18 protein-coding genes, 1 tRNA gene and 1 pseudogene are annotated in these 24,740 nt (G+C 62.3%); 3 read left to right on the top strand and 17 right to left on the bottom strand.

Annotated features, from left to right (window positions below):
- Window position 1: 1 nt before the first annotated feature.
- The 17 genes from QIW53_RS26525 to leuC all read right to left on the bottom strand — a co-directional run bounded on the left by QIW53_RS26525 (window position 2) and on the right by leuC (window position 18,871).
- Window positions 2-77: transfer RNA gene (locus QIW53_RS26525), tRNA-Val, on the bottom strand.
- A gap of 213 nt (window positions 78-290) precedes the next feature.
- Entirely contained in the window at window positions 291-1,067 is a 777-nt protein-coding gene (locus tag QIW53_RS26530) for an SDR family oxidoreductase (protein WP_192301745.1), read from the bottom strand.
- Entirely contained in the window at window positions 1,064-2,275 is a 1,212-nt protein-coding gene (locus QIW53_RS26535; RefSeq protein ID WP_371052571.1) for an O-succinylhomoserine sulfhydrylase, read from the bottom strand. The genes QIW53_RS26530 and QIW53_RS26535 overlap by 4 nt, the downstream gene beginning before the upstream one ends.
- Before the next feature lie 76 nt (window positions 2,276-2,351).
- Window positions 2,352-3,857 (bottom strand): amidophosphoribosyltransferase, encoded by a 1,506-nt coding sequence (gene purF, locus QIW53_RS26540; RefSeq protein WP_371052572.1) that lies wholly within the window; start codon window positions 3,855-3,857, stop codon window positions 2,352-2,354.
- A gap of 41 nt (window positions 3,858-3,898) precedes the next feature.
- Window positions 3,899-4,459 carry a CvpA family protein gene (locus tag QIW53_RS26545; RefSeq protein ID WP_371052573.1) on the bottom strand — a complete coding sequence of 187 codons (561 nt, stop codon included), beginning with the start codon at window positions 4,457-4,459 and terminating at the stop codon, window positions 3,899-3,901.
- 99 nt (window positions 4,460-4,558) lie between these two features.
- On the bottom strand, window positions 4,559-5,233 hold the full coding sequence (locus QIW53_RS26550; RefSeq protein WP_371052574.1) for an SPOR domain-containing protein: 675 nt from the start codon (window positions 5,231-5,233) through the stop codon (window positions 4,559-4,561).
- On the bottom strand, window positions 5,217-6,524 hold the full coding sequence (folC, locus tag QIW53_RS26555; RefSeq protein WP_371052575.1) for a bifunctional tetrahydrofolate synthase/dihydrofolate synthase: 1,308 nt from the start codon (window positions 6,522-6,524) through the stop codon (window positions 5,217-5,219). Before folC ends, QIW53_RS26550 begins: the two co-directional genes overlap by 17 nt.
- On the bottom strand, window positions 6,521-7,441 hold the full coding sequence (gene accD / locus QIW53_RS26560) for an acetyl-CoA carboxylase, carboxyltransferase subunit beta (protein ID WP_371052576.1): 921 nt from the start codon (window positions 7,439-7,441) through the stop codon (window positions 6,521-6,523). The genes folC and accD overlap by 4 nt, the downstream gene beginning before the upstream one ends.
- A 209-nt stretch (window positions 7,442-7,650) precedes the next feature.
- A complete protein-coding gene (locus QIW53_RS26565; RefSeq protein ID WP_371052577.1) occupies window positions 7,651-8,274 on the bottom strand; it encodes a phosphoribosylanthranilate isomerase in 624 nt (207 codons plus the stop codon).
- Window positions 8,275-8,337: 63 nt separating this feature from the next.
- Window positions 8,338-9,162: a tRNA pseudouridine(38-40) synthase TruA gene (truA, locus tag QIW53_RS26570; protein WP_371052585.1), complete on the bottom strand. Its 825-nt coding sequence runs from the start codon at window positions 9,160-9,162 to the stop codon at window positions 8,338-8,340.
- A 286-nt stretch (window positions 9,163-9,448) separates the two neighbouring features.
- The gene (locus QIW53_RS26575; protein ID WP_371052578.1) at window positions 9,449-12,076 is read right to left on the bottom strand and encodes a FimV/HubP family polar landmark protein; all 2,628 of its coding nucleotides are present in this window, start codon (window positions 12,074-12,076) and stop codon (window positions 9,449-9,451) included.
- A gap of 207 nt (window positions 12,077-12,283) precedes the next feature.
- Window positions 12,284-13,294 (bottom strand): aspartate-semialdehyde dehydrogenase, encoded by a 1,011-nt coding sequence (locus tag QIW53_RS26580; protein WP_371052579.1) that lies wholly within the window; start codon window positions 13,292-13,294, stop codon window positions 12,284-12,286.
- Between the two features lie 254 nt (window positions 13,295-13,548).
- A complete protein-coding gene (asd, locus tag QIW53_RS26585; RefSeq protein ID WP_371052580.1) occupies window positions 13,549-14,661 on the bottom strand; it encodes an aspartate-semialdehyde dehydrogenase in 1,113 nt (370 codons plus the stop codon).
- A gap of 68 nt (window positions 14,662-14,729) precedes the next feature.
- Window positions 14,730-15,812 (bottom strand): 3-isopropylmalate dehydrogenase, encoded by a 1,083-nt coding sequence (gene leuB, locus QIW53_RS26590; RefSeq protein WP_371052581.1) that lies wholly within the window; start codon window positions 15,810-15,812, stop codon window positions 14,730-14,732.
- 64 nt (window positions 15,813-15,876) lie between these two features.
- On the bottom strand, window positions 15,877-16,644 hold the full coding sequence (locus QIW53_RS26595; protein WP_371052582.1) for a class I SAM-dependent methyltransferase: 768 nt from the start codon (window positions 16,642-16,644) through the stop codon (window positions 15,877-15,879).
- A 152-nt stretch (window positions 16,645-16,796) separates the two neighbouring features.
- Window positions 16,797-17,441, bottom strand: a complete 645-nt coding sequence (leuD, locus tag QIW53_RS26600; protein ID WP_077044484.1) for a 3-isopropylmalate dehydratase small subunit — start codon at window positions 17,439-17,441, stop codon at window positions 16,797-16,799.
- Window positions 17,442-17,452: 11 nt separating this feature from the next.
- The gene (gene leuC / locus QIW53_RS26605; RefSeq protein WP_192301758.1) at window positions 17,453-18,871 is read right to left on the bottom strand and encodes a 3-isopropylmalate dehydratase large subunit; all 1,419 of its coding nucleotides are present in this window, start codon (window positions 18,869-18,871) and stop codon (window positions 17,453-17,455) included.
- Between the two features lie 147 nt (window positions 18,872-19,018).
- Here leuC and QIW53_RS26610 point away from each other — a divergent pair, with 147 nt between their 5' ends.
- From QIW53_RS26610 to QIW53_RS26620, 3 genes and pseudogenes are all read left to right on the top strand, one after another.
- Window positions 19,019-19,909 (top strand): LysR family transcriptional regulator, encoded by an 891-nt coding sequence (locus QIW53_RS26610; RefSeq protein ID WP_371052583.1) that lies wholly within the window; start codon window positions 19,019-19,021, stop codon window positions 19,907-19,909.
- Between the two features lie 65 nt (window positions 19,910-19,974).
- A complete protein-coding gene (locus QIW53_RS26615) occupies window positions 19,975-23,253 on the top strand; it encodes a PAS domain S-box protein (RefSeq protein ID WP_371052584.1) in 3,279 nt (1,092 codons plus the stop codon).
- Between the two features lie 511 nt (window positions 23,254-23,764).
- Window positions 23,765-24,740: pseudogene (locus tag QIW53_RS26620) on the top strand (nitric-oxide reductase large subunit); the annotation flags it as partial.

Here is a 24,740-nt window from a genome sequence, read left to right on the forward strand (position 1 = left end):
GTGGTGGGTGATGACGGGATCGAACCGCCGACATTCTGCTTGTAAGGCAGACGCTCTCCCAGCTGAGCTAATCACCCGTTTGCATCTCCGAGGCCGCGAAATTTACGCAGGTGGCGAACCTAAGTCAATAGCAGGATTGGAGTTTTTCTTAAAAAGACAAAATCATGTCATTTGCAGGCAGAAGGCCTTCGCGGGCCGGCCCGCCCCCGCAGCGATCACATTGCTTTCAAGCGCGGGAGCGAGGCTGTTCGCGAAAGCAGTGGCCCGGAAAACCACCGCGCCAGCCCCGATCACTCGCTGTAGACCATTTTCTTGCTCATCCCGCCATCGACCACAAACTCCTGCCCCGTGACGAACCCGGCGTTCTTCGACAGCAGCCAGGCCACCATCGACGCCACGTCCTCGACCGTCCCTACCCTGCCCGCCGGATGCTGGGCATGGTCGACCTCGGTCAGCGGTTCGGCACGTCGCACCGCCGCGTCACGGGTATCGATCCAGCCGGGGCTGACAGCATTGACGCGAATCTCCGGCCCCAGGCTGATGGCCAGTGCATGGGTCAGGGCCAGCAAGCCGCCCTTGCTCGCCGCGTACGCCTCGGTATCAGGTTCCGACTGTCGCGCCCGGGTCGAGGCCAGGTTGACGATCGCGCCACTGTGGGCACGCAGGTAGGGCGCACAGTGCTTGGCCAGCAACATCGGCCCGCTCAGGTTCACCGCCAGCACCCGATTCCAGTAGGCCAGATCGAGGCTTTCGAGGGTGATATTGTGCGGATCGGCCACCGCGGCGTTGCACACCAGCGCATCCAGCCGTCCGAACTGTCCCAGCACTTCGGCAACGCCCAAGGCCACCTGCGCCTCGTTCGCGACGTCCATGGCAATGAACCAGGCGTTATCGCCCAGCACCTTCGCCACTTTCGCACCGCGATCGCGGTCCAGGTCCGTCAGCACGACCTGCCAGCCTTCGCTGATCAGCCAGGCCGCGATCCCCAGACCAATGCCCCGTGCGGCACCGGTTACCAGTGCCACGCGACCTCTGGAAGCCGTGGTCAATGAGGACAGCTCGATCACAGGGCAGCCAGCCCACGGGCCAGATCGGCCTGCAGGTCGGCCACGTCTTCCAGACCGACCGCAACGCGGATCAGGCTGTCACGTATACCCGCCGCTTCTCGCTCCTGCGGCGCCAGTCGTCCGTGGGAGGTGGTGCTCGGGTGGGTGATGGTGGTCTTGCTGTCGCCCAGGTTGGCGGTGATCGAAATCAACCGGGTGGCATCGATGAAGCGCCACGCGCCCTCTTTGCCGCCCCTGACCTCGAAACTCACCACCGCGCCGAAACCTTTCTGCTGACGCTGAGCCAGTTCGTGCTGCGGATGGCTTTTCAGACCGGCGTAGTGCACTTTTTCGATACCGTCCTGCTGCTCCAGCCACTCGGCCAGTTGCTGGGCGTTGGCACAGTGCGCCTTCATGCGCAGGCCCAGTGTTTCCAGGCCCTTGAGGAAAATCCAGGCATTGAACGGGCTCAACGAAGGACCGGCGGTGCGCAGGAAACCCACCACTTCCTTCATCTGCTCGCTACGACCGGCCACAACACCCCCCATGCAACGGCCCTGGCCATCGATGAACTTGGTCGCCGAGTGCACGACGATGTCCGCGCCCATCGTCAGCGGCTGCTGCAAGGCTGGGGTGCAGAAGCAGTTGTCGACCACCAGCATCGCACCCTTGGCGTGGGCAATCTTTGCCAGTTCGGCGATGTCCACCAGTTCCGCCAGCGGATTGGAGGGCGACTCGACGAACAGCAATTTGGTGTTGCTCTTGATGGCCGCCTCCCAACCGGACAGATCCGCCAGGGGAACGTAATCGACTTCAATACCGAAACGCTTGAAGTACTTTTCGAACAGGCTGATGGTCGACCCGAAGACACTGCGCGACACCAATACGTGATCGCCGGCGCTGCACAGGCTCATTACCACCGCCAGGATCGCAGCCATGCCGGTAGCGGTCGCTACGGCCTGCTCGGCGCTTTCCAGCGCCGCAATGCGCTCTTCGAATGCGCGCACGGTCGGGTTGGTGTAGCGCGAATAGACGTTGCCCGGCACTTCCCCGGCAAAGCGCGCGGCCGCATCGGCGGCCGTACGGAATACATAGCTGGAAGTGAAGAACATCGGATCGCCGTGTTCGCCTTCCGGCGTGCGGTGTTGACCGGCACGTACCGCCAGGGTATCGAACGCTACGCCTTCGAGGTCGCTGTCCAGCCGACCGGCATCCCATTCCTGACTCATGCTGTCACTCCTTGCCTGCTCTTGAAGTAAAAAAATCTGATAGATACAAAACCGGCCCCTCAGGGCCGGTGCAAACTCAGTTGTTGTACAGGTCGATGATCGCGCTGACCGCCTGCGTCTTGACCTTGGAGGCATCGTTCCGTGCCTGCTCGATCTTGCTCAGGTAGTTCTCGTCGACATCGCCCGTGACGTACTGGCCGTCGAACACCGCACAATCGAACTTGTCGATCTTGATCTTGCCGCCCCCGACCGCTTCGATCAAGTCAGGCAAGTCCTGATAGATCAGCCAGTCAGCACCGATCAGGTCAGCCACGTCCTGGGTCGAACGGTTGTGGGCGATCAGCTCGTGGGCGCTCGGCATGTCGATGCCGTAGACGTTCGGGAAGCGCACGGCCGGGGCCGCAGAGCAGAAGTAGACGTTTTTCGCGCCGGCTTCGCGCGCCATCTGGATGATCTGCTTGCAGGTGGTGCCGCGGACGATGGAGTCGTCCACCAGCATCACGTTCTTGCCGCGGAATTCCAGCTCGATGGCGTTGAGCTTCTGGCGTACGGATTTTTTCCGCGCCGCCTGGCCCGGCATGATGAAGGTACGACCGATGTAGCGGTTCTTCACGAAGCCTTCGCGGAACTTGACGCCCAGGTGGTTCGCCAGCTCCAGCGCCGCCGTGCGGCTGGTGTCGGGAATCGGGATGACCACGTCGATGTCGTGCTCAGGCCGCTCGCGCAGGATCTTCTCCGCCAGCTTCTCACCCATGCGCAGACGGGCCTTGTAGACCGATACGCCGTCGATGATCGAGTCCGGACGCGCGAGGTAAACGTGCTCGAAAATGCACGGGGTCAGGGATGGATTGGTCGCACACTGACGGGTGTGCAGCTTGCCGTCTTCAGTGATGTAGACCGCTTCGCCTGGCGCCAGGTCGCGAATCAGGGTGAAGCCAAGCACGTCCAGGGACACGCTTTCGGAGGCGATCATGTACTCGACGCCTTCGTCGGTGTGACGCTGGCCGAATACGATCGGGCGAATGCCGTGCGGGTCGCGGAAACCGACGATGCCGTAGCCGGTCACCATCGCGACAACGGCATAACCACCGACACAACGGTTGTGCACGTCAGTGACAGCGGCGAACACGTCTTCTTCGGTCGGTTGCAACTTGCCGCGCTGGGCCAGTTCGTGGGCGAACACGTTGAGCAGCACTTCCGAGTCGGAGTTGGTGTTGACGTGACGCAGGTCGGACTCGTAGATCTCCTTGGCCAACTGTTCAACGTTGGTCAGGTTGCCGTTGTGCGCCAGAGTGATGCCGTAAGGCGAGTTGACGTAGAACGGCTGAGCTTCGGCCGACGTCGAGCTGCCTGCGGTCGGGTAACGCACATGGCCAATGCCCATGTGACCCACCAGACGCTGCATGTGACGCTGATGGAACACGTCACGTACCAGGCCGTTGTCCTTGCGCAGGAATAACCGGCCGTCATGGCTGGTCACGATACCGGCAGCGTCCTGGCCGCGGTGCTGGAGCACGGTTAGCGCGTCATACAGCGCCTGATTGACGTTCGACTTACCGACGATACCGACGATGCCACACATGCGAAGCAACCCCTACTTTATGGAACTGGATTGAACACAACTCACTGAGGCGTTTTGGCCGTCGGCAAGAGGTGCTCCTTGAACGGTATTTCAGCGGGTACGCTGATACCGCTGGCAAGCCACTGACTGCTCCACCCGAGGATCAGGTTTTTGGACCAGTCTGCAACCAATAGAAATTTTGGCACGAGCTGGGACTGCTGCCACCACCCGTCCTGCTGTACCGGCCCCAGGCTCAACAGCCCGACCGCCACGACCACCAGCAACACGCCACGCGCAGCGCCGAAGGCCATGCCGAGAAATCGGTCGGTCCCGGACAGCCCGGTGACGCGAACCAATTCGCCGATAAGATAATTGATCATTGCGCCTACGATTAACGTGGCGACAAACATAATTGCGCAACCCGCGATCACGCGGGCCGATGGTGTTTCGATGTATCCGGTGAGGTATTCGGACAATGCACCACCGAACATCCAGGCGACGACTCCTGCGATGATCCAGGTCACCAGCGATAATGCTTCCTTGACGAAGCCGCGGCTCAAGCTGATCAATGCGGAGATGGCGATTATTGCAACGATCGCCCAGTCAACCCAGGTAAATGGCACAGTGCAGCCTACAGACGGATAAGGCGGCGCATTTTAGCAGAGCTCATGCGTGTCGGTAAGCTGCGATTGTCAGTGCATTTCCAATCGGGTCGATAGTTTTTACCCGCGCTCAGGCTGGAAGCGCACGACAAAACCCTTGAGGTTCTGCTGGCGGTTCAACAGGTCACGCAGACGATCGGCTTCCGCGCGCTCGATCAGCGGCCCGACGAACACACGATTCTTGCCATCAGCCGTGCGGATATAGGCGTTGTAACCCTGACTGCGCAGGGTTTTCTGCAGGTTTTCGGCACTGGCACGGTTCGACAGGCTGGCCAGTTGTACAGACCAGCTGACCGACAGACCATTGGCATCGACCCGGCTTTGCGTGGTGTCCGGCTTGGTCGGTGCTGCCGAGATCGGCTGGCTCGGCGGCGTCGTGGGCTTCGCCACCGGCGCGGGTGCAGGTGCAGGCGCAGCCGGTTTCGCTACGGGTGCAGGCGCGACCGGCGCAGTTGGCGCAGTCGGTGCGATTGGCGTCGATGGCTCCTCCTGCTGGGCGATCTCGTCATCGCTCGGCACCGGTTCCTGCGGCAGCACTTGCGGCTCGGGCACCACCACTGGCTCTACCTGCACCGGCGGAACCGAGGGCGCCTGGGGCGCAGCCGGTGCCTGGACGGTCACCTGACGCTGTTCATCCTGGCGGGAAAACAGCATCGGCAGGAAAATCACCGCCAGCGCCACCAATACAAGCGCGCCGACCATCCGCTGTTTATAGGCCTTATCCAGCAATGCCATTTGCCGCATCCTCCGTGGAGCGCCGAGCCAGCCAATCGAGGGCCTCGGCGACACAATAAAATGATCCGAACAACACAATCTCGTCGTCGCCCGTCGCCCGTGCACACTGGCCTTCCAGAGCGGCCACTACGCTGTCGTAAGACGTGACCGAGGCACCCCGCTGATGCAAGGCCTCGTGCAAGTCTGCCACCGGCCGCGCGCGCGGCGAATCCAGCGGTGCCACCGCCCAATGCTGGACACTAGCACTCAACTCGCCCACGACACCATCCAGATCCTTGTCCGCAAGTAACCCGAAGACCGCCAGGCGCTTGCCCAGTGGCGGCCGGGCCGCGAGACGGCGGGCCAGGTACTCGGCCGCGTGAGGGTTGTGCCCCACATCGAGCAACAGATTCAGGCGCTTGCCTTGCCAGTCAAACCGGCGGCGATCCAGGCGCCCGACCACGTGCGTGGCTTGCAGGGCGTCGATGATCTGCTCCTTGACCCAGGGCAACCCGAGCAGCAGATAGGCCTGCAGTGCCAGCGCGGCGTTTTCCATCGGCAGGTCGAGCAACGGCAGGTCATGCAGTTCGACGCACTGCCCCTGCGCATCCAGGCCGCGCCACTGCCAGCCGTGATCGGTCAGGCCCAGGTCAAAATCGCGCCCACGCAGGAAAAAGGGGCAAGCCAGCTCACGCGCCTTGTCCAGCAGCGGCTGAGGAGGATTGAGGTCGCCACAGAGCGCGGGCGCGCCCTGGCGGAAGATTCCGGCCTTCTCAAAGGCAACGGATTCGCGGGTATCACCCAGGTAATCGGCGTGATCGACGCCAATGCTGGTCACCAGCGCCATGTCGGCGTCCACCACATTGACCGTATCCAGACGCCCACCCAGCCCGACTTCCAGCACCACGGCATCCAGCCCGGAACGCTGGAACAGCCAGAAGGCCGCCAGAGTGCCCATTTCGAAATACGTCAGGGAGGTATCACCCCGCCCCGCTTCGACAGCGGCGAAGGCTTCGCACAGCTGGGCATCGGTGGCCTCGACGCCATTGACCTGCACCCGCTCGTTGTAGCGCAGCAGGTGCGGAGAATTGTAGACACCCACGTTCAGGCCCTGCGCCCGCAGCAACGAAGCCACGAATGCGCAGGTGGAGCCCTTGCCGTTGGTGCCGGTGACCGTGATCACCCGAGGCGCCGGTTTGCCCAGTCCCATGCGGGACGCTACCTGTTGCGAGCGCTCAAGGCCCATGTCGATGGCCGAAGGGTGCAACTGCTCGAGGTAGGCGAGCCACTCGCCAAGGGTACGTTGGGTCATAGGTTTGCAGGCACCGGCGGAACGACAATCGGCTCGACGGGCGCGGCAACGAATTTCGGCGTCGGCTTGCCCGTCAGTTGCGCCAGCAGGTTACCCAGACGTGGGCGCAGTTCCTGACGATGAATGATCATGTCGATGGCGCCGTGTTCCAGCAGGAACTCGCTGCGCTGGAAGCCTTCCGGCAGTTTTTCGCGCACAGTCTGCTCGATCACACGTGGACCGGCGAAGCCGATCAAGGCTTTCGGCTCGCCGACGATCACGTCGCCGAGCATCGCCAGACTGGCGGAGACGCCACCGTAGACCGGGTCGGTCAGCACGGAGATGAACGGAATGCCCTCTTCACGCAGACGCGCCAGTACCGCCGAGGTCTTGGCCATTTGCATCAGGGAAATCAGAGCTTCCTGCATCCGCGCACCGCCGGAGGCCGAGAAGCAGATCATCGGGCATTTGTGTTCCAGGGCGTAGTTGGCCGCACGGACAAAGCGCTCGCCGACGATGGCGCCCATCGAACCACCCATGAAGGAGAACTCGAACGCCGAAACCACCACCGGCATGCCCAGCAGGGTGCCACTCATGGAAACCAGGGCGTCTTTCTCGCCGGTCTGCTTTTGTGCAGCGGTCAGGCGGTCCTTGTACTTCTTGCCGTCGCGGAACTTCAGGCGATCGACCGGCTCCAGGTCCGCACCCAGCTCGCTACGGCCTTCGGCGTCGAGGAAGATGTCGATACGGGCGCGAGCGCCAATACGCATGTGGTGGTTGCACTTGGGGCAAACATCCAGGGTCTTTTCCAGCTCCGGACGATACAGCACAGCCTCGCAAGACGGGCATTTGTGCCACAGACCTTCAGGCACCGAGCTCTTCTTGACCTCGGAACGCATGATCGAAGGGATCAGTTTGTCTACTAACCAGTTGCTCATGCTTTCTTTCTCCAGTACCGGCGACCCGAACGCTCTGGTTCGCAGCCCCGCGTATGCCCTTGAGCCAAATTCATGTATGTGGCGATGATCGCTGGATGGCCGGGTCAGTGAAGCGTGACCTGCGTACAACCCATCGATCCTCAGCCGTGCCTGCTTTGTGCAGCGCAGTGCATTTTGGGACGGCGGCAGTCTGCCAGCCGTCACATCGACTACGTGCTGCTGCGTACTGCTTCAATGAATGCCTGAATCTTCGCGTGATCCTTGATGCCCCTGCTCGCTTCCACCCCGCCGCTGACGTCCACGGCATACGGCCGAACCTGTGCAATCGCTGCGGCGACGTTGTCCGGCGTCAATCCACCCGCCAGGATGATCGGCTTGCTCAGGCCCTGAGGTATCAGAGACCAGTCGAAGGCTTCGCCGGTTCCGCCCGGAACGCCTTCGACATAGGTGTCGAGCAGAATACCGCTGGCGCTTGGGAACGCCCGGCAAGCCGCCGCGATGTCATCGCCGGCCTTGACCCGCACCGCCTTGATGTAGGGCCGATGCCAGCAATCACAGTCGGCGACGACTTCATCGCCATGAAACTGCAGCAGGTCCAGCGGCACGGCGTCGAGCAGTTCACCCAGCTCGCAACGACTGGTGTTGACGAACAGGCCAACGGTGGTCACGAACGGCGGCAGCGCCTTGATGATGTCGCGCGCCTGTTGAAACGTCACGGCGCGCGGACTCTTGGGGTAGAACACAAATCCGATCGCATCTGCCCCGGCCTGCACGGCCGCCAACGCATCTTCCGTGCGGGTAATCCCGCAAATCTTGCTGCGAACGGTCGACATGTCGATTAAACCTCAGGGCAAATCCGGGGAAGTGCCGGATGGTAGCAAATGCATTCGAGGGCGTCAGCCGTCAAGTTCGGAGAAACCCGTCAGGAAGTGCGGGCCGATGTACCGCTTGGGCAACTCGAACTCGTCGCGGTACTCGACCTGCACCAGGTACAGGCCGAAGGGGTGCGCCGTCACCCCGCCGGAGCGACGAATACGGCTCTCGAGCACCTCTTTCATCCACTCCACCGGACGTTCGCCGGCACCGACGGTCATCAGTACACCGGCGATATTGCGCACCATGTGATGCAGGAAAGCGTTGGCGCGAATGTCCAGCACGATCATCTTGCCGTGCTGGGTCACCCGCAGATGGTGCAGTTGCTTGATCGGCGACTTGGCCTGGCACTGCCCGGCACGGAAGGCGCTGAAATCGTGGGTGCCGACCAGGTATTGCGCGGCCTCGGCCATACGCTCGACATCCAGCGGACGATGATTCCAGGTGATTTCCTGGTTCAGGTGCGCCGGGCGAATCTGATCGTTGTAGATCACATAACGGTAGCGCCGGGCGATGGCCTTGAACCGTGCATGAAAATGCGCCGGCATGACCTTGGCCCAGGTGACACTGACGTCATGGGGCAGGTTGATGTTGGCGCCCATGACCCAGGCTTTCATCGACCGCTCGACCTGCGTGTCGAAATGCACGACCTGACCGCACGCATGCACGCCAGCGTCCGTACGCCCGGCGCACAGCAGCGACACCGGCGAGTTGGCGACCTTGGACAGCGCCGTTTCCAGGGTTTCCTGAACGGTCAGTACACCGGACGCCTGACGCTGCCAGCCACGAAAGCGCGTGCCGTTGTACTCAACGCCCAGCGCGACGCGAAAAAAGCCCTCGGCTGCCATTTCGGCGGCCGGGTTATCTATATTTGCCAAGAAGTGAAGCCTGCTGATGTTCGCAAAGGCGGGCATTATAAGGCGGTCGGAGCGGGATACCAGCGACGTTTGATGCGCTGCCGACGTCGAACAGGCCCTCATCGCGAGCAGGCTCGCTCCCACACTGGATCTGGCACCGCCGGCTCTTTGTGGGAGCGAGCCCGCTCGCGACAGCCATTCAAATATCACCACCAACCAACACATACAAAAACGGCAGCCTCATGGGCTGCCGCTTTGCTTATGCCTGAATGATCACTCAAGCCAGACGCGAAAGCATTTCCTTGGCCTCGCTTTTCTGGCCATCGCTGCCTTCGGTCACCACCTCGCTGAGAATGTCCCGGGCGCCGTCGGCATCCCCCATGTCGATATAGGCCTGGGCCAGATCGAGCTTGGTGGCGACTTCGTCGGTGCCGGAGAGGAAATCGAACTCCGGCTCGTCCGCGGCGGAAGCCAGGGCGTCCGCTTCAGTGAAGGTGGGCTCGCTGATGCTCTGGGACAGGCGATCCAGTTCGGCATTGACGTCGTCCAGCTCGGCCGAAAAGGCGTCCGGGGCGTCCATCTCATCGGCCAGCGACAGATCGAAATCAGAAGGCAGCTCCAGATCATCCGGCATTTGCGCGGCGGCTGGCTCTTCAACGGCCGGCAAATCCTTGACGTCGTCGTCCAGACTCAACAGGAAGTCGTCTTCGGCAAGCGTCGCCGGTGAAGGCTCGGCACCGAGGTCCATGTCCAGGTCGAAGTCCGACAGGTCATCAAGGCTTTCCTTGATTTCGGTCTGCTGCTGCAACACCGATTCAAAGCTCAGGTCATCGTCCGCCGGAAACTCGTCGAGCTCACCCAGAACTTGCGGCTCAGCCTCAGGCGCGACTGTCGGCGCGCTCACTACCGGTGTTTCCAGGTCATCCAGGCTCAAGTCGAACGCGCTGTCGAAGTCGCCATCGTCCAGCGCCGGGGCCTCGGGCTCGTCCTGCAACAGGTCCTGGACGTATTGCGCATCCAGTTCGGCGGCGACCGCAGCCGCCGCGAGGCCACCGGCAGCGACCACAGCCATGGCTGGAAAGCGGCTTTTGAGTTCTTCGACACGGGCGAAATTCTCGCCGTTGGCCACCAATTGCCGCTCCTGACCGACGAACGCATCGCGGTCGCCCTGCTGGCCGTAGACTTCCATCAGCTTCAGGCGCAGATCACTGCGCTGAGGCTCCTGCTTGATCCCGTCTTCCAGCAACGCGGCAGCCTGGTTCAGGCGGCCAGCGGCAATGTGCGACTGAGCCTTGCCCAGCACGTCATCATCGCGCTCCGCGGTCGGCTCGACCAGGAACGAGGCAATGGGCGGCGTCACCACTTCCGGCACGATCACGGGCGCAGGCGTCGGAGCGGGTGCGGGTGCCGGCTTGGGCGCTGCAGCTGGCGCTGGGGCGGTAGCGAGATTGACGCTCGGCGCGGGTACTTCAAGGCCTTCGAAGCTGCTGTCCGGCAAATCATGATCGAAAGACAATGACTGCTCTTCGGCCAGGGCACGCGCCATGCGCAAGTGTTTTTCGGCCTCCTGCTGGGCCTTGCGGCGACGAGCCAGCAACAGCAGCAACAGCGCCAGAACCACCGCACCACCACCGATCAGGCCCAACAGCACCGGATTGGTCAGCAGGTCGTTGAAAGCCTGGTCGTCAGATGCGGCGGGCGCGGCTTCGGTAGCCGGTGCCGGGGTTGGAGCAGGCGCTGCCGGCGCGGCGGGCGCAGGCGTCAGTTCGGCGGAAATGACCGGTGCCGTCGCGATTGCGCCGGCCGGGGCCACAGCCGGTGCCGGCTCTGGAGTGCCGCTCGCCGCACCCTCCGCCTCCAGCTTGGCCAACTGGTTGTTCTTGAGCTCGATCAGGCGCTGCAACTTGTCCATCTGACTCTGCAGATCGCTGATACGGCTTTTCAGTTCGGCATTGTCACGTCGGGTCGTGTCCAGGCTTTCCTGGGTGACCGCCAGCTTGTTGCCGATAGCCTTGGCATCGCCTGCGGGGCCTTTGCCACGCGCCTTGCCGGACTCAGCCGACACCAGGCTCAGATTGTCCTTGGCCGCTTGCGCAGGGGCGGCATCACTGCGACCGCGATTGGTCGCATCGAGCTGCTGCTGGCCGGTGCCGGGCTTGGCCACATAACGGCGACCCTGGCGCCAGGCGGCGTTCTGCGCGGCGACTTCTGCAACGGCCTTCGGTTGCGCCAGGCTGGTGCTCTGGGCCTGATCCGGCAGGCGCAGGACCTGACCGGTTTTCAGCAGGTTGATGTTGCCATTGATGAACGCATCCGGATTCAGCGCCTGGATGGCCAGCATGGTTTGCTGGATCGACCCGCCATTACGCGCCTTCGCGGCGATTTCCCACAGGGTATCGCGCGGCGTGGTGGTGTATTCGGCAGGTTTGCTGGCGCCGGTGACGGGCGCCGTGACGGACTGGACGGGTGCAGGCTGCGCAGCCGCGTCGGCGGCTTGCGGCGAGAATTTGGACGGATCGAGCAGGACGCTGTAGTCGCGCAGCAGGCGACCGTTGGGCCACATCACCTGAACCAGGAATTTCACCATCGGCTCGGACAGCGGCTTGCTGGACGTCACACGCAGGACGCTCCGACCACCGGCGTTGATCACCGGGGTGAAGCTCAAGTCATTAAGCAGCGCCTGGCGGTCGACACCGGCCTTGGCGAACTCTTCCGGCGACGCCAGGCTCGGCACCACTTCGGCGGCGGTGAGCTCCTTGACGTCGAGCAGCTCGATTTCCGCCACCAGCGGCTGGTTCGGCGACGACTTCAGGGTCAACTCCCCGAGCCCGAGCGCATGCGCCATACCGGAGGACAGCGCCGAGGCGGCCGCTATTGCTAACACCAGTTTGCGAACTTGAACCATAGCCTCATCCTTTGTCTGAACATTCCTCGGCCAGCGAGAAGGTGTTGATTGTCGCTGCCGTAAGGCATTGCGCGCGGCGGCGAAGGGTCGTCGCGCGCGATCATTTCTTTCATGCCCCGGAAAGCCCCGCAGGGTGGCTCGCCTTCAGCAACCGGCCCGGCAATGTGCCTGGCTGGAATCATTATGCAAATTGTGGCCAAGTATCTTTTACAGCAGGTCTTTTATCAACAATTCAGCCACCTGCACAGCATTGAGCGCCGCGCCTTTGCGTACGTTATCTGACGTCAGCCACATATTTAGTTCCGACGGGTCGTCGATCCCGGCGCGAACCCGACCGACGTAGACCACATCCTGCCCTACGGCATCGCCGACCGGAGTCGGGTAATCACCGGCTTCCACGAGCTCGATCCCCGGCGCGTCTTCCAGCGCGGCGTTGACTTTTGTCAGGTCCACGGCGCTGGCTGACTGCAAGGTCACGCTAAAGCTATCGCCAAAAAACACCGGGGCTTGAATGCAAGTCGCGGAAATCTTCAATAAAGGCAAGGCCATGACCTGACGCAGCTCTCGCACCAGGCGTTTTTCCAGCAATGTATGCCCCTGCTCATCGGCCTTGCCGACTTGCGCCAGCAGGTTGAACGCCATCTGCCGATCAAAGAATTTCGGCTCCAGCGGACGCATGTTCAGCAACTCGGCAGTTTGCCGGGCCAGCTCGCTGACCGCTTCGCGCCCCTGATCGGAAACGGCCAGGCTGGCGGCCACGTGGACGCGCTGCAGATCGAGCAGACCCCGCAACGGCGCCAGCACCACGGCCAACATGGTAGCCGACGGGCTTGGGCTGCTGACCTTGAATGGCTTTTTCAGCCCTGCCAGCACCTCGGCATTGGCTTCAGGCACCACCTGAGGCGCCTCGGCGGCCGGCAAGGCGCCGGACAGGTCGATGAACGAGCAACCGGCGGCAGCCGCCCGCGCAGCGAAGCTCAGGGTGATCGCCGGACCGGCTGCGAAAAACACCAGTTGTACCTTGCTGAAGTCGAACTCATCGACCTCCCGCACCCGCACGTTGCGGCCGCGAAACAGCACCGAACTCCCGGCGGACTCGCTGCTGGCCAGCAGGTGCAGGTTGCCGATCGGAAAATCGCGCTCGTCGAGAATCTGTACCAGCGTTTCGCCGACAGTACCGGTGGCGCCGATCACGGCAATATCTAGGGTCTGGGTCATGGTGCTACCTCTGGCGAAACGGGGGGAGCGGCACTTTACCGGGTGGGTGGGGTGCAGGCAATTTCTGCCGGGGTTTGTGTTGGGTGTACCGGCTCCTTCGCGAGCAAGCCCGCTCCCACCGATACAGCGGTGCCCTTGTGGGAGCGGGCTTGCTCGCGAAGAGGTCGGGACAGACACTCAAAAAACATCAGACTGCCGACATAAAAAAACCCGCGTCTCTCTCAAGGCACGGGTTCTTTCATTGCATCAACCGATCAACGCTCGAGCAGAATCCGCAACATGCGACGCAGCGGCTCGGCCGCGCCCCACAGCAACTGGTCGCCGACGGTGAAGGCGCCGAGGAACTGCGACCCCATGTTCAGCTTGCGCAGACGACCCACCGGAATGTTCAGGGTGCCGGTGACCTTGTTCGGGCTCAGCTCCTGAATGCTCGCATCGCGGTTGTTCGGCACCAGCTTGACCCAAGGGTTGTGCTGACTGATCAGCCCTTCGATGTCGGCCATCGGCACGTCTTTGTTCAACTTGATGGTCAACGCCTGGCTGTGGCAGCGCATGGCGCCGATGCGCACGCAGATGCCGTCCACCGGGATCGGGCTCTTGAAGCGACCGAGGATCTTGTTGGTCTCGGCCTGCGCCTTCCATTCTTCGCGGCTCTGGCCGTTCGGCAGTTCCTTGTCGATCCACGGGATCAGGCTGCCGGCCAGCGGTACGCCGAAGTTTTCGGTCGGGTACGCATCGCTGCGCATGGCTTCGGCGACACGACGGTCGATGTCGAGGATGGCACTGGCCGGGTCGGCCAGTTGCTCGGCGACGGAGGCGTGGGTGGCGCCCATCTGTTTGATCAGCTCACGCATGTTCTGCGCGCCGGCACCGGACGCCGCCTGATAGGTCATGGCGCTCATCCACTCCACCAGACCGGCCTCGAACAGACCGCCCAGGCCCATCAGCATCAGGCTGACGGTGCAGTTGCCGCCGATGTAGTTTTTGGTGCCGGCATCGAGCTGCTGGTCGATGACCTTACGGTTCACCGGGTCCAGCACGATCACCGCGTCATCCTGCATGCGCAGGCTGGAAGCGGCGTCGATCCAGTAACCCTGCCACCCGGCTTCGCGCAGCTTCGGGAAGACTTCGCTGGTGTAGTCGCCACCCTGGCAGGTCAGAATCACGTCGAGGGTTTTCAGCTCTTCAATGCTGTAAGCGTCCTTGAGCGGAGCAATGTCCTTGCCCACGGACGGGCCTTGGCCACCGACATTGGAAGTGGTGAAAAACACCGGCTCGATAAGATCGAAATCCTGCTCTTCCAGCATCCGCTGCATGAGCACGGAACCGACCATACCGCGCCAACCGATCAGACCTACACGTTTCATCGCAACTACACCTTCTTGAAAAGTGGGCCGCTGCTTTCGGGGGTGAAAGTGGCAGCGGGCCCGAGAGATTACAGATTCCGCAACGCGGCGACTACTGCGTCACCCATTTGCTGCGTACCGACCTTGGTGCAACCGCTCGACCAGATGTCGCCGGTGCGCAGGCCCTGATCCAACACCAGGCTGACGGCTTGCTCGATGGCATCGGCCGCAGCCGACTGGTTGAAGCTGTAACGCAGCATCATCGAGACCGACAGTATGGTCGCCAGCGGATTGGCAATGCCCTGGCCGGCGATATCCGGCGCCGAACCATGGCAAGGCTCGTACATGCCCTTGTTATGGGTGTCCAGGGACGCCGACGGCAACATGCCGATGGAACCGGTGAGCATCGAGGCCTGGTCGGACAGGATGTCACCGAACATGTTGTCGGTGACGATCACGTCGAACTGCTTCGGCGCGCGCACCAGTTGCATGGCCGCGTTGTCGACGTACATGTGGCTCAGCTCGACCTCGGGGTAATCCTTGGCCACTTGCTCGACGATTTCGCGCCACAGCTGGCTGGACGCCAGGACGTTGGCCTTGTCCACCGAGCACAGCTTCTTGTTGCGCACCATGGCCATGTCGAAACCGACACGGGCGATGCGGCGGATTTCGCTTTCGCTGTACGGCAGAGTGTCGTAGGACTGGCGCTCGCCGTTTTCCAGGGTACGGGTGCCGCGTGGCGCGCCGAAGTAGATACCGCCGGTCAGTTCGCGAACGATCAGAATGTCCAGGCCCGAGACGATTTCCGGCTTCAGGCTCGAAGCCTCGGCCAGTTGCGGGTACAGAATCGCCGGCCGCAGGTTGCCGAACAGGCCCAGTTGCGCACGGATTTTCAGCAAACCGCGCTCAGGACGGATGTCCCGCTCGATGCTGTCCCACTTCGGGCCGCCCACGGCGCCCAGCAGCACGGCATCAGCCGCACGCGCGCGGTCCAGGGTTTCATCGGCCAGCGGCACGCCGTGCTGGTCGATGGCGGCGCCGCCGATCACATCGTGGCTCAATTCAAAGCCCAGGCTGTACTTGTCGTTGGCCAGTTCCAGCACCTTGACCGCTTCGGCCATGATTTCCGGGCCAATACCGTCGCCTGGGAGAATCAGAATCTGCTTGCTCATGCTTTCCTCATGTCATCAGTCGGTGCGCCCTGGGGCGCGCCCGGAAAAAGTCTATCGATCGGGCTCATTTTTCGGCGAACAGTACCAGCACATCGGTACTGAACGAACCATCGGCCTCGATCTCGAAATAGTCGCGCACTTCGTTGCCCATCGACTGCTGCAATTCGCGGATCGCCGCGCGCATCACCGGGGGTGTCCGCATGCGCTCGACCCAGGAGTTGTACTCCAGGCGCAGGCGTTGACGCGTGGTGCTGCGGGCATGCAACCCTGCCTCGCTGACCTGGCGCAACCACTCGCCGGCGGAATAATCGCGCACGTGGCTGGTGTCGCGCAGCACTTCGACACTTTGCAGGTAAGTGTCGAACAACGGACTGCCCGGTGACAACACATCGATGAACGCCGCCACGCCACCCGGTTTCAGCACCCGGCGCACTTCGCGCAGGGCCTGGCCCAGGTCGCTCCAATGGTGCGCCGAATAACGGCTGAACACGAAGTCGAATTCACCCTCGGCGAACGGCAAGCGCTCGGCGGCACCGCACACCGTGGAAATATTGCTCAAGCCGCGATCCATGGCCGCAGCGGCCACCACGTCGAGCATTTGCTGCGACAGGTCGTAAGCCACCACCTCCCCGGCCTGGGACGCCACGTGGAAACTCACGTGACCGGCGCCGCATCCCAGGTCCAGGACCCGAGCCTCGCCCTGCCCCGCCAGCTCAGCCTGTAGCAGGGCAAATTCAGTGCCTTGAGCGTGGACAGCACTGCTCAGGTAGGCCGAGGCCTGTTCACCGAATTGTTTCTGTACGACCTGGCTGTGTTGGGCGGTGCGGGTCATGGGAGCTCCTTTCAAGGTTTGGCCTTGCGGTGTCAATTCCGGCCCCTTCGCTGGCAAGCCCGCTCCCCCAGTGGGTTGCGGCGTTCCCAAGAACAGTCGGAGGTTGGTTGGAACCGAACGGGCCGGCCCGGCCTGCATCAATATCGGGTCAATCAGGCATCACGAAACAACCAAGGTTGGCTGGCCCGGTGCTTGCTTTCAAACGCCGCAATCGCATCGCCGTCCTGCAACGTCAGGCCGATATCGTCCAGGCCATTGAGCAGGCAATGCTTGCGGAACGCATCGATCTCGAAACTCAGCACCTTGCCATCCGGACGGGTCACGGTCTGGGCTTGCAGGTCGATCTGCAACTGGTAGCCCGGGTCGGCCTCGACCTGCTTGAACAGCTCGTCGACTTCCTCGTCGCTGAGGATGATCGGCAGCAAGCCGTTCTTGAAGCTGTTGTTGAAGAAGATGTCGGCATAGCTCGGCGCGATGATGCTGCGGAAACCGTACTCTTCCAGCGCCCATGGGGCGTGTTCACGGCTGGAACCGCAGCCGAAGTTCTCGCGGGCCAACAACACGCTGGCGCCCTGATAGCGCTCGGCATTGAGGACGAAGTCCTTGTTCAGCGGACGCTTGGAGTTGTCCTGGTACGGCTGGCCGACATCCAGGTAACGCCATTCGTCGAACAGGTTCGGACCGAAACCGGTACGCTTGATCGATTTCAGGAATTGCTTCGGGATGATCTGGTCGGTGTCGACGTTGGCACGATCCAAAGGCGCGACAAGACCGGTGTGCTGGGTAAAAGCTTTCATGCTGCGCTCCTTCAGATCAATTCACGAACGTCGACGAAACGGCCGTTCACCGCCGCCGCAGCGGCCATGGCCGGGCTCACCAGGTGGGTACGACCCCCCGCGCCCTGACGGCCTTCGAAGTTGCGATTGGAGGTCGACGCGCAATGCTCGCCCGATTCCAAACGGTCCGGGTTCATCGCCAGGCACATCGAGCAGCCCGGTTCACGCCATTCGAAACCGGCTTCGAGGAAGATCTTGTCCAGGCCTTCGGATTCCGCCTGCGCCTTCACCAGGCCCGAGCCCGGCACCACGATGGCCTGTTTGATGGTGGAGGCCACCTTGCGGCCCTTGGCGATGACCGCCGCCGCACGCAGATCCTCGATCCGCGAGTTGGTGCAGGAACCGATGAAAACACGATCGAGCTGGATGTCGGTGATCGCCTGATTGGCGGTCAAGCCCATGTACTTCAAGGCGCGCTCGATGGAACCGCGCTTGACCAGATCGGCTTCCTTGGCAGGGTCCGGCACGTTCTGATCGACGGCCAGCACCATCTCGGGCGAGGTGCCCCAGCTGACTTGCGGCTTGATCTGAGCGGCGTCGAGCTCGACGACGGTGTCGAACACGGCATCGGCATCGGACACCAGGTCCTTCCAGGCTTCGACGGCCAGGTCCCATTCCGCGCCTTTCGGGGCGAACGGACGGCCTTTCACGTAGGCCACGGTCTTTTCGTCGGCCGCCACCAGGCCAACGCGTGCACCGGCTTCGATGGACATGTTGCAGATGGTCATGCGGCCTTCGACGGACAGGTCGCGAATGGCGCTGCCGGCGAATTCGATGGCGTGGCCGTTACCGCCGGCGGTGCCGATCTTGCCGATCACGGCCAGGACGATGTCCTTGGCGGTCACGCCGAACGGCAGCGTGCCTTCGACGGAGACCAGCATGTTCTTCATTTTTTTGGCGACCAGGCACTGGGTGGCGAGCACATGCTCGACCTCGGAGGTGCCGATCCCGTGAGCCAGGGCACCGAAGGCACCGTGGGTCGAGGTGTGGGAGTCGCCGCAGACCACGGTCATGCCCGGCAAGGTCGCGCCCTGCTCCGGGCCGATGACGTGGACGATGCCCTGGCGCACGTCATTCATCTTGAATTCGACGATGCCGTACTCATCGCAGTTGTCGTCGAGGGTCTGCACCTGCAGACGCGAGACCTGGTCGGCAATGGCTTCGATCCCGCCCTTGCGCTCCGGCGTGGTCGGTACGTTGTGGTCCGGGGTCGCGATGTTGGCATCGATGCGCCAAGGCTTGCGCCCGGCCAGGCGCAGGCCTTCGAAGGCTTGCGGCGAGGTCACTTCGTGGATGATGTGACGATCGATGTAGATCAGCGCAGAGCCATCGTCGCGCTGCTTGACCAAGTGCGAATCCCAGAGCTTGTCGTAGAGCGTTTTGCCGGCCATCAGACGGTTCCTCATCAGCTTGTTTCTATGCCCCGGGCCTTGAACGATTCAATAACCCTTTGGCTTGTGAGGCTGATGCTATGGGGTTAGATTAAATAACTCAAATTCATATTTTTTATGCTTTGGATAACCAACTGGAATGCGCCCATGGACCTCGCCAATCTGAATGCCTTTATCGCCATTGCCGAGACCGGCAGCTTCTCGGGCGCAGGCGAACGCCTGCACCTGACGCAACCGGCCATCAGCAAACGCATCGCCGGCCTCGAGCAGCAATTGAAGGTGCGCCTGTTCGATCGCCTGGGGCGTGAAGTCGGCCTGACCGAGGCCGGGCGCGCCTTGTTGCCGCGGGCTTATCAGATTCTCAACGTACTGGACGACACCCGCCGCGCCCTGACCAACCTGACGGGCGAGGTGAGCGGTCGCCTGACCCTGGCCACCAGTCACCATATCGGCCTGCACCGCCTGCCGCCCTTGCTGCGGGAGTTCACCCGGCGCTACCCGCAAGTGGCGCTGGATATTCAGTTCCTCGACTCGGAAGTGGCCTACGAGGAGATTCTCCATGGCCGTGCGGAACTGGCAGTCATCACCTTGGCGCCGGAACCCCACACCCTGGTCAAGGCCACCGCCGTATGGGATGACCCACTGGATTTCGTGGTCGCCCCGGAGCATTCGCTGATCAGCAACGGCGCGGTCAGCCTGGCGGACATCGCCCGCCACCCGGCGGTGTTTCCCGGCGGCAACACGTTCACGCATCACATCGTCCAGCGTCTGTTCGAAGCCCAGGGCCTGACGCCGAACATCGCCATGAGCACCAACTACCTGGAAACCATCAAGATGATGGTCTCGATCGGACTGGCCTGGAGCGTATTGCCGCGCACCATGCTCGATGAGCAGGTTGCACGGATACCTTTGCCGGGCATACAGCTCACTCGCCAGCTAGGCTATATCTTGCACACCGAACGGACGCTGTCGAACGCAGCACGGGCCTTCATGGCGCTGCTGGATGCACAAATCGATCTGCCAGGGACTCGAGGCTAACTTGTGCTACTCCTATAGAGCCGCGAATGCCTGTGCCTAACGCCAATTCAGCCTAAGGCTTGCCAATGCCCAAATCTGTTGACCGTATCCCGCCCATGCCACGTATCCAGGCGCTCGACCCGAAACAGTCCGAGCAGAGCTGGGAAAGCGCCCCACAGTTACTGGCGGCGCTCAACGGCGCACGCCTGGGCGCCTGGTATTGGGACATCGAACGCGGGCAGATCAGTTGGTCGCGGGGTACGCAGGCCTTGTTCGGTTTCGATCCTCACCAGCCGCTGCCCGCCGACCTGGAATACCTCGACCTGTTGCCGCCCGAAGATCGTGCCAAGACGGTCCGTGCCTTCCACGACGTGATCGCCGGCGCACCGCTGGAGCAGGCGATGCACCATCGCATTCGCTGGCCCGACGGCAGCCTGCACTGGCTGGAAATCAACGGCAGCCTGCTGCCGGACAAACATGGCCGCCCCCGAATGATCGGAGTGATCCGCGAGATCACACACCAGCGCCAGCGCGAACAGGCGCTGAGCAGTTCGGAAAAACGCTTCGCCACGCTGTTTCACCTGTGTCCGAACATGGTGTTGCTGACCCGCCAGGAAGACGGCCTGATCACCGAGGCCAACCAGTATTTCGAAAGCCTGTTCGGCTGGCCGGTGCAAGCCGCGATTGGCCGAACCACGGTCGAGCTCGGTTTGTGGGTGCATCCCGAACAACGGGAGAAACTGGTCAGGGCGACCAAGGCCAAAGGCGAACTGGTCAGCATGGAAGTGCAGTTTCGCGCAAGCAACGGGCAAATCCACGACGGCATCCTCAGTGCGCAAAAAGTCGAGCTCGAGGGCCAGCCCTATCTGCTCAGCACCTTCCTCGACACCACTGAGCGCAAGGCCGCCGAACTCGCTCTCAAGGACAGCCAGGAACGCCTCGACCTGGCGCTGGATTCGGCGCAACTGGGCACCTGGGACTGGCACATTCCCAGCGGCATGCTGTACGGCTCAGCGCGCGCCGCACAATTGCACGGGCTGGAGGCCAAGCCGTTCCATGAGTCGTTCGAGGACTTTTTCGAAGGCGTGCCCGGCGAAGAGCGTGACAGCATGCGCGACGCCTATCGCAGCCTGCGTGAGGGCCCGGCCGGCAACTATCAACTGACCTATCGCGTGCAGCTCGAGGATGGTTCCTCGCGCTACCTGGAGAGCCGCGCCCGCCTCTACCGCGACGACAACGGCGCACCACTGCGCATGGCCGGCACCCTGCTGGACATCACCGATCAGGTCGAGCGCGAGCAGAAGCTGGTCGCCTCCGAAGAGAAGTTCGCCACGCTGTTCCAGGTCAGCCCGGACCCGATCTGTGTCACGCGCCAGGACACCGGCCAGTTCATCGAAATCAACTCCAGCTTCACCCAGATCTTTGGCTGGGGCACCACTGAGGTGATCGGTCGCAGTGCCGACGAAATCGGCCTGTGGGACACCTCGCCCCAAAGCCAGCAACGGATCGAACAGGTGATCCGCGAACAGGGATTGAACAACGTCGCCATCCTCGTCAGGCACAAGGATGGCCAAACCCTGACCTGTGTGATTTCCAGCCGCAAGATCATCGTCGGCGACCAGCCCTGTATCGTCACGACGTTGCGCGACATCACCCAGCAACAACGTTCGGAAGCTGCACTGAAGGCCAGTGAAGAGAAATTCGCCAAGGCCTTCCACTCCAGCCCGGACGCCATCACCATCACCGAACGCGAGACCGGGCGCTACCTGGAGGTCAACGATGGTTTCTGCCGCCTGACCGGCTATCGCGCCGATGAAGTGGTCGGCCGCACGGTGTATCAGGTCGGCATCTGGGCCGAAGAGAAGCAACGCTCGGCACTGCTGGCCGAACTGCAGCTCAAGGGCCGGGTTCATCACCAGGAAATGCTCGGGCGCAACAAGCGCGGAGAATTGCTCACGGTCGAAGTGTCCGTGGAACCGATCACCCTCAACGAAACCGACTGCCTGCTGTTGACCGCGCGCGACGTCAGCCTGCTGAAAAATGCCGAAGCGCAGATCCGCCACCTGGCCTATCACGATCCGCTGACCAACCTGCCCAACCGCGCCCTCTTGATGGACCGCCTGAGCCAGCAGATCGCCCTGCTCAAACGCCACAACCTGCGTGGCGCCCTGATGTTTCTCGACCTCGACCACTTCAAGCACATCAACGACTCGTTGGGCCACCCGGTGGGCGATACGGTGCTGAAGATCATCACCGCGCGCCTGGAGGCCAGCGTGCGCATGGAGGACACCGTTGCGCGCCTGGGTGGCGACGAGTTCGTGGTGCTGCTCAGCGGCCTGGAAGGTTCGCGCAACGAAGTGACCGGCCAGGTTCGCGACCTCGCCGATACCCTGCGCGAGTTGCTGTCCGAGCCAATGTTTCTCGACGGCCAGCGGCTGCAAGTGACGCCGAGCATCGGCATTGCGCTGATCCCCGATCATGGCTCGACCCCGACTGACCTGCTCAAGCGCGCCGACATCGCGCTGTACCGGGCGAAAGACTCGGGGCGCAACACCGCGCAGATGTATCACAACACTATGCAGAAGGCGGCCAGTGAGCGCCTGCGCATGGAAACCGACCTGCGCCTGGCGCTTTCCCGGGGTGAGTTCGACGTGCATTTCCAGCCTCAGGTCGACGCCCGGGACAACCGCATCGTCGGCGCGGAAGCGCTGGTGCGCTGGAATCACCCGGAACTCGGGGCTCAATCACCGACCGAGTTCATCAAGGTGCTGGAAGACAGCGGCCTGATCCTGGAGGTCGGCACCTGGATCGTCGACGAGGCCTGCAATGCCTTCCGGCAATTGATCACGCTGGGCCTGGTCGACCCGCTGCAGTTCAGCCTGTGCGTCAACATCAGCCCGCGCCAGTTCCGCCAGAACGACTTTGTCGAGCGCATCGAACACAGCCTGCGCAGCCACGGCCTGCCCTGCTCGATGCTGAAGCTGGAAATCACCGAGGGCATCGTCATCCAGAACCTGGAAGATACCATCAGCAAGATGCGCCGCCTGAAAAAGCTCGGCATCAGTTTCGCGATGGACGACTTCGGCACCGGGTATTCCTCGCTGACCTACCTCAAGCGCCTGCCGATCGACACCCTGAAAATCGACCAGTCGTTCATCCGCGACGCCACCACCGACCCCAACGACGCCGAGATCATCCGCGCCATTGTCGCCATGGCGCGCAGCCTGGAGTTGAAGGTGATTGCCGAAGGGGTCGAGACGCCGGAACAACTGGAGTTCCTGCAGGGCTTGGGCTGCCACCTGTACCAGGGTTATCTGCACAGCAAGCCATTGCCGGTGGAGGCGTTTCAACGATTGCTGAGTTGAGCGGCGCCTTCCATCGGAGGTCCGCGATGCATACCTGCGTATGAATCGCTAAAACCTACACATGACGCCACTGACCCTGCGTACAAATGACGCCACGGCGGCCGCCCCTTACATTTGATCCCACGACGACGGCATGCGCCCCCCGCACCGCCGTCGGCTGATCGCTGACAGTCGATCACCCTCCCTGGTAATACCCGGCCCTACCCTTCCCGATCACAGGGTCGGTTTTTTTGCGCCCGCATACCCGTTATGCGGGCGCTTTTTTATAGGTCATAACGACCAGAGCGTAGTCAATGCGACCAGATCAACATCGAGTCATATAGACACGATGCCGGGAGTTCATCCCGCAAAACCGGGCGATTACGCTCGGCACGAGTCTTGATAAGGCTACGTCCAGATGCCGAACGTCAACATCAAGGAGTTGATATGCAGCGCAACACCGATCCGACAGCAATGACGCTGCCGTGGCCATTACACAACCCTGTTCCGTCCGTGAACACTGAGGTGACACATGGGTGAATACCGCAAATTATGGTGGTCGCTGATTGGCGTCCTCGGCGTGACCTTCTGCCTGCTGGGCTGGTTCGGGCGTGAGATCTACCGACAGGCGCCGCCCATTCCCGAACGCGTGGAGAGTGCCAGCGGCCAATTGCTGTTCGAGTCCGAAGACATCCTGGACGGGCAAACGGCCTGGCAGAGCATCGGCGGCATGCAGCTGGGCTCGATCTGGGGCCACGGTGCGTATCAGGCGCCGGACTGGACGGCCGATTGGCTGCACCGCGAACTGCTCGCCTGGCTGGACCTGGCGGCACAGCAGGGTTATAGCAAAGCCTACGCCGAGATTGATGGCGATCAGCAAGCGTTGCTGCGTCATCAACTCAAGCGCGAATACCGCAGCAACCGCCTGGTCGATGGCACCCTGGTGCTCAGTGAGCGCCGCATCCAGGCCATTGCAAAAACAGCAGCGTACTACCACGCACTGTTCAGCAACGACCCGTCGCTGCACGGCAGCCGCGAAAGTTTCGCGATGAAAGAGAACACCCTGCCCGACGCCGCCCGGCGCGAGCAACTGACCCACTTTTTCTTCTGGACCGCCTGGGCCGCCGCCACCGAGCGCGACGGTCAGACCGCGACGTTTACCAACAACTGGCCCCACGAACCCCTGATCGATAACAACGCCACGGCCGAGAACATGGTCTGGTCGATTGTCAGCATCGTCGTGTTGCTGGCGGGCATCGGCTTCCTGGTCTGGGGCTGGGCGTTCCTGCGTAACCACGAGGAAGGCGAACCCACGGTGCCGGCGCAGGATCCGCTGAGCCTGATCAAGCTCACGCCGTCGCAAAAGGCCTTGGGCAAGTACCTGCTTCTGGTCGGTGCGCTGTTCGGCTTTCAGGTGCTGATGGGCGGCGCGACCGCGCACTACACCGTTGAGGGCCAGGATTTCTACGGCCTGCCGCTGTCGAAGTGGTTCCCCTATTCGCTGACCC

The organism is Pseudomonas fluorescens, from assembly GCF_041354075.1.
Classification (GTDB): domain Bacteria; phylum Pseudomonadota; class Gammaproteobacteria; order Pseudomonadales; family Pseudomonadaceae; genus Aquipseudomonas; species Aquipseudomonas fluorescens_CE.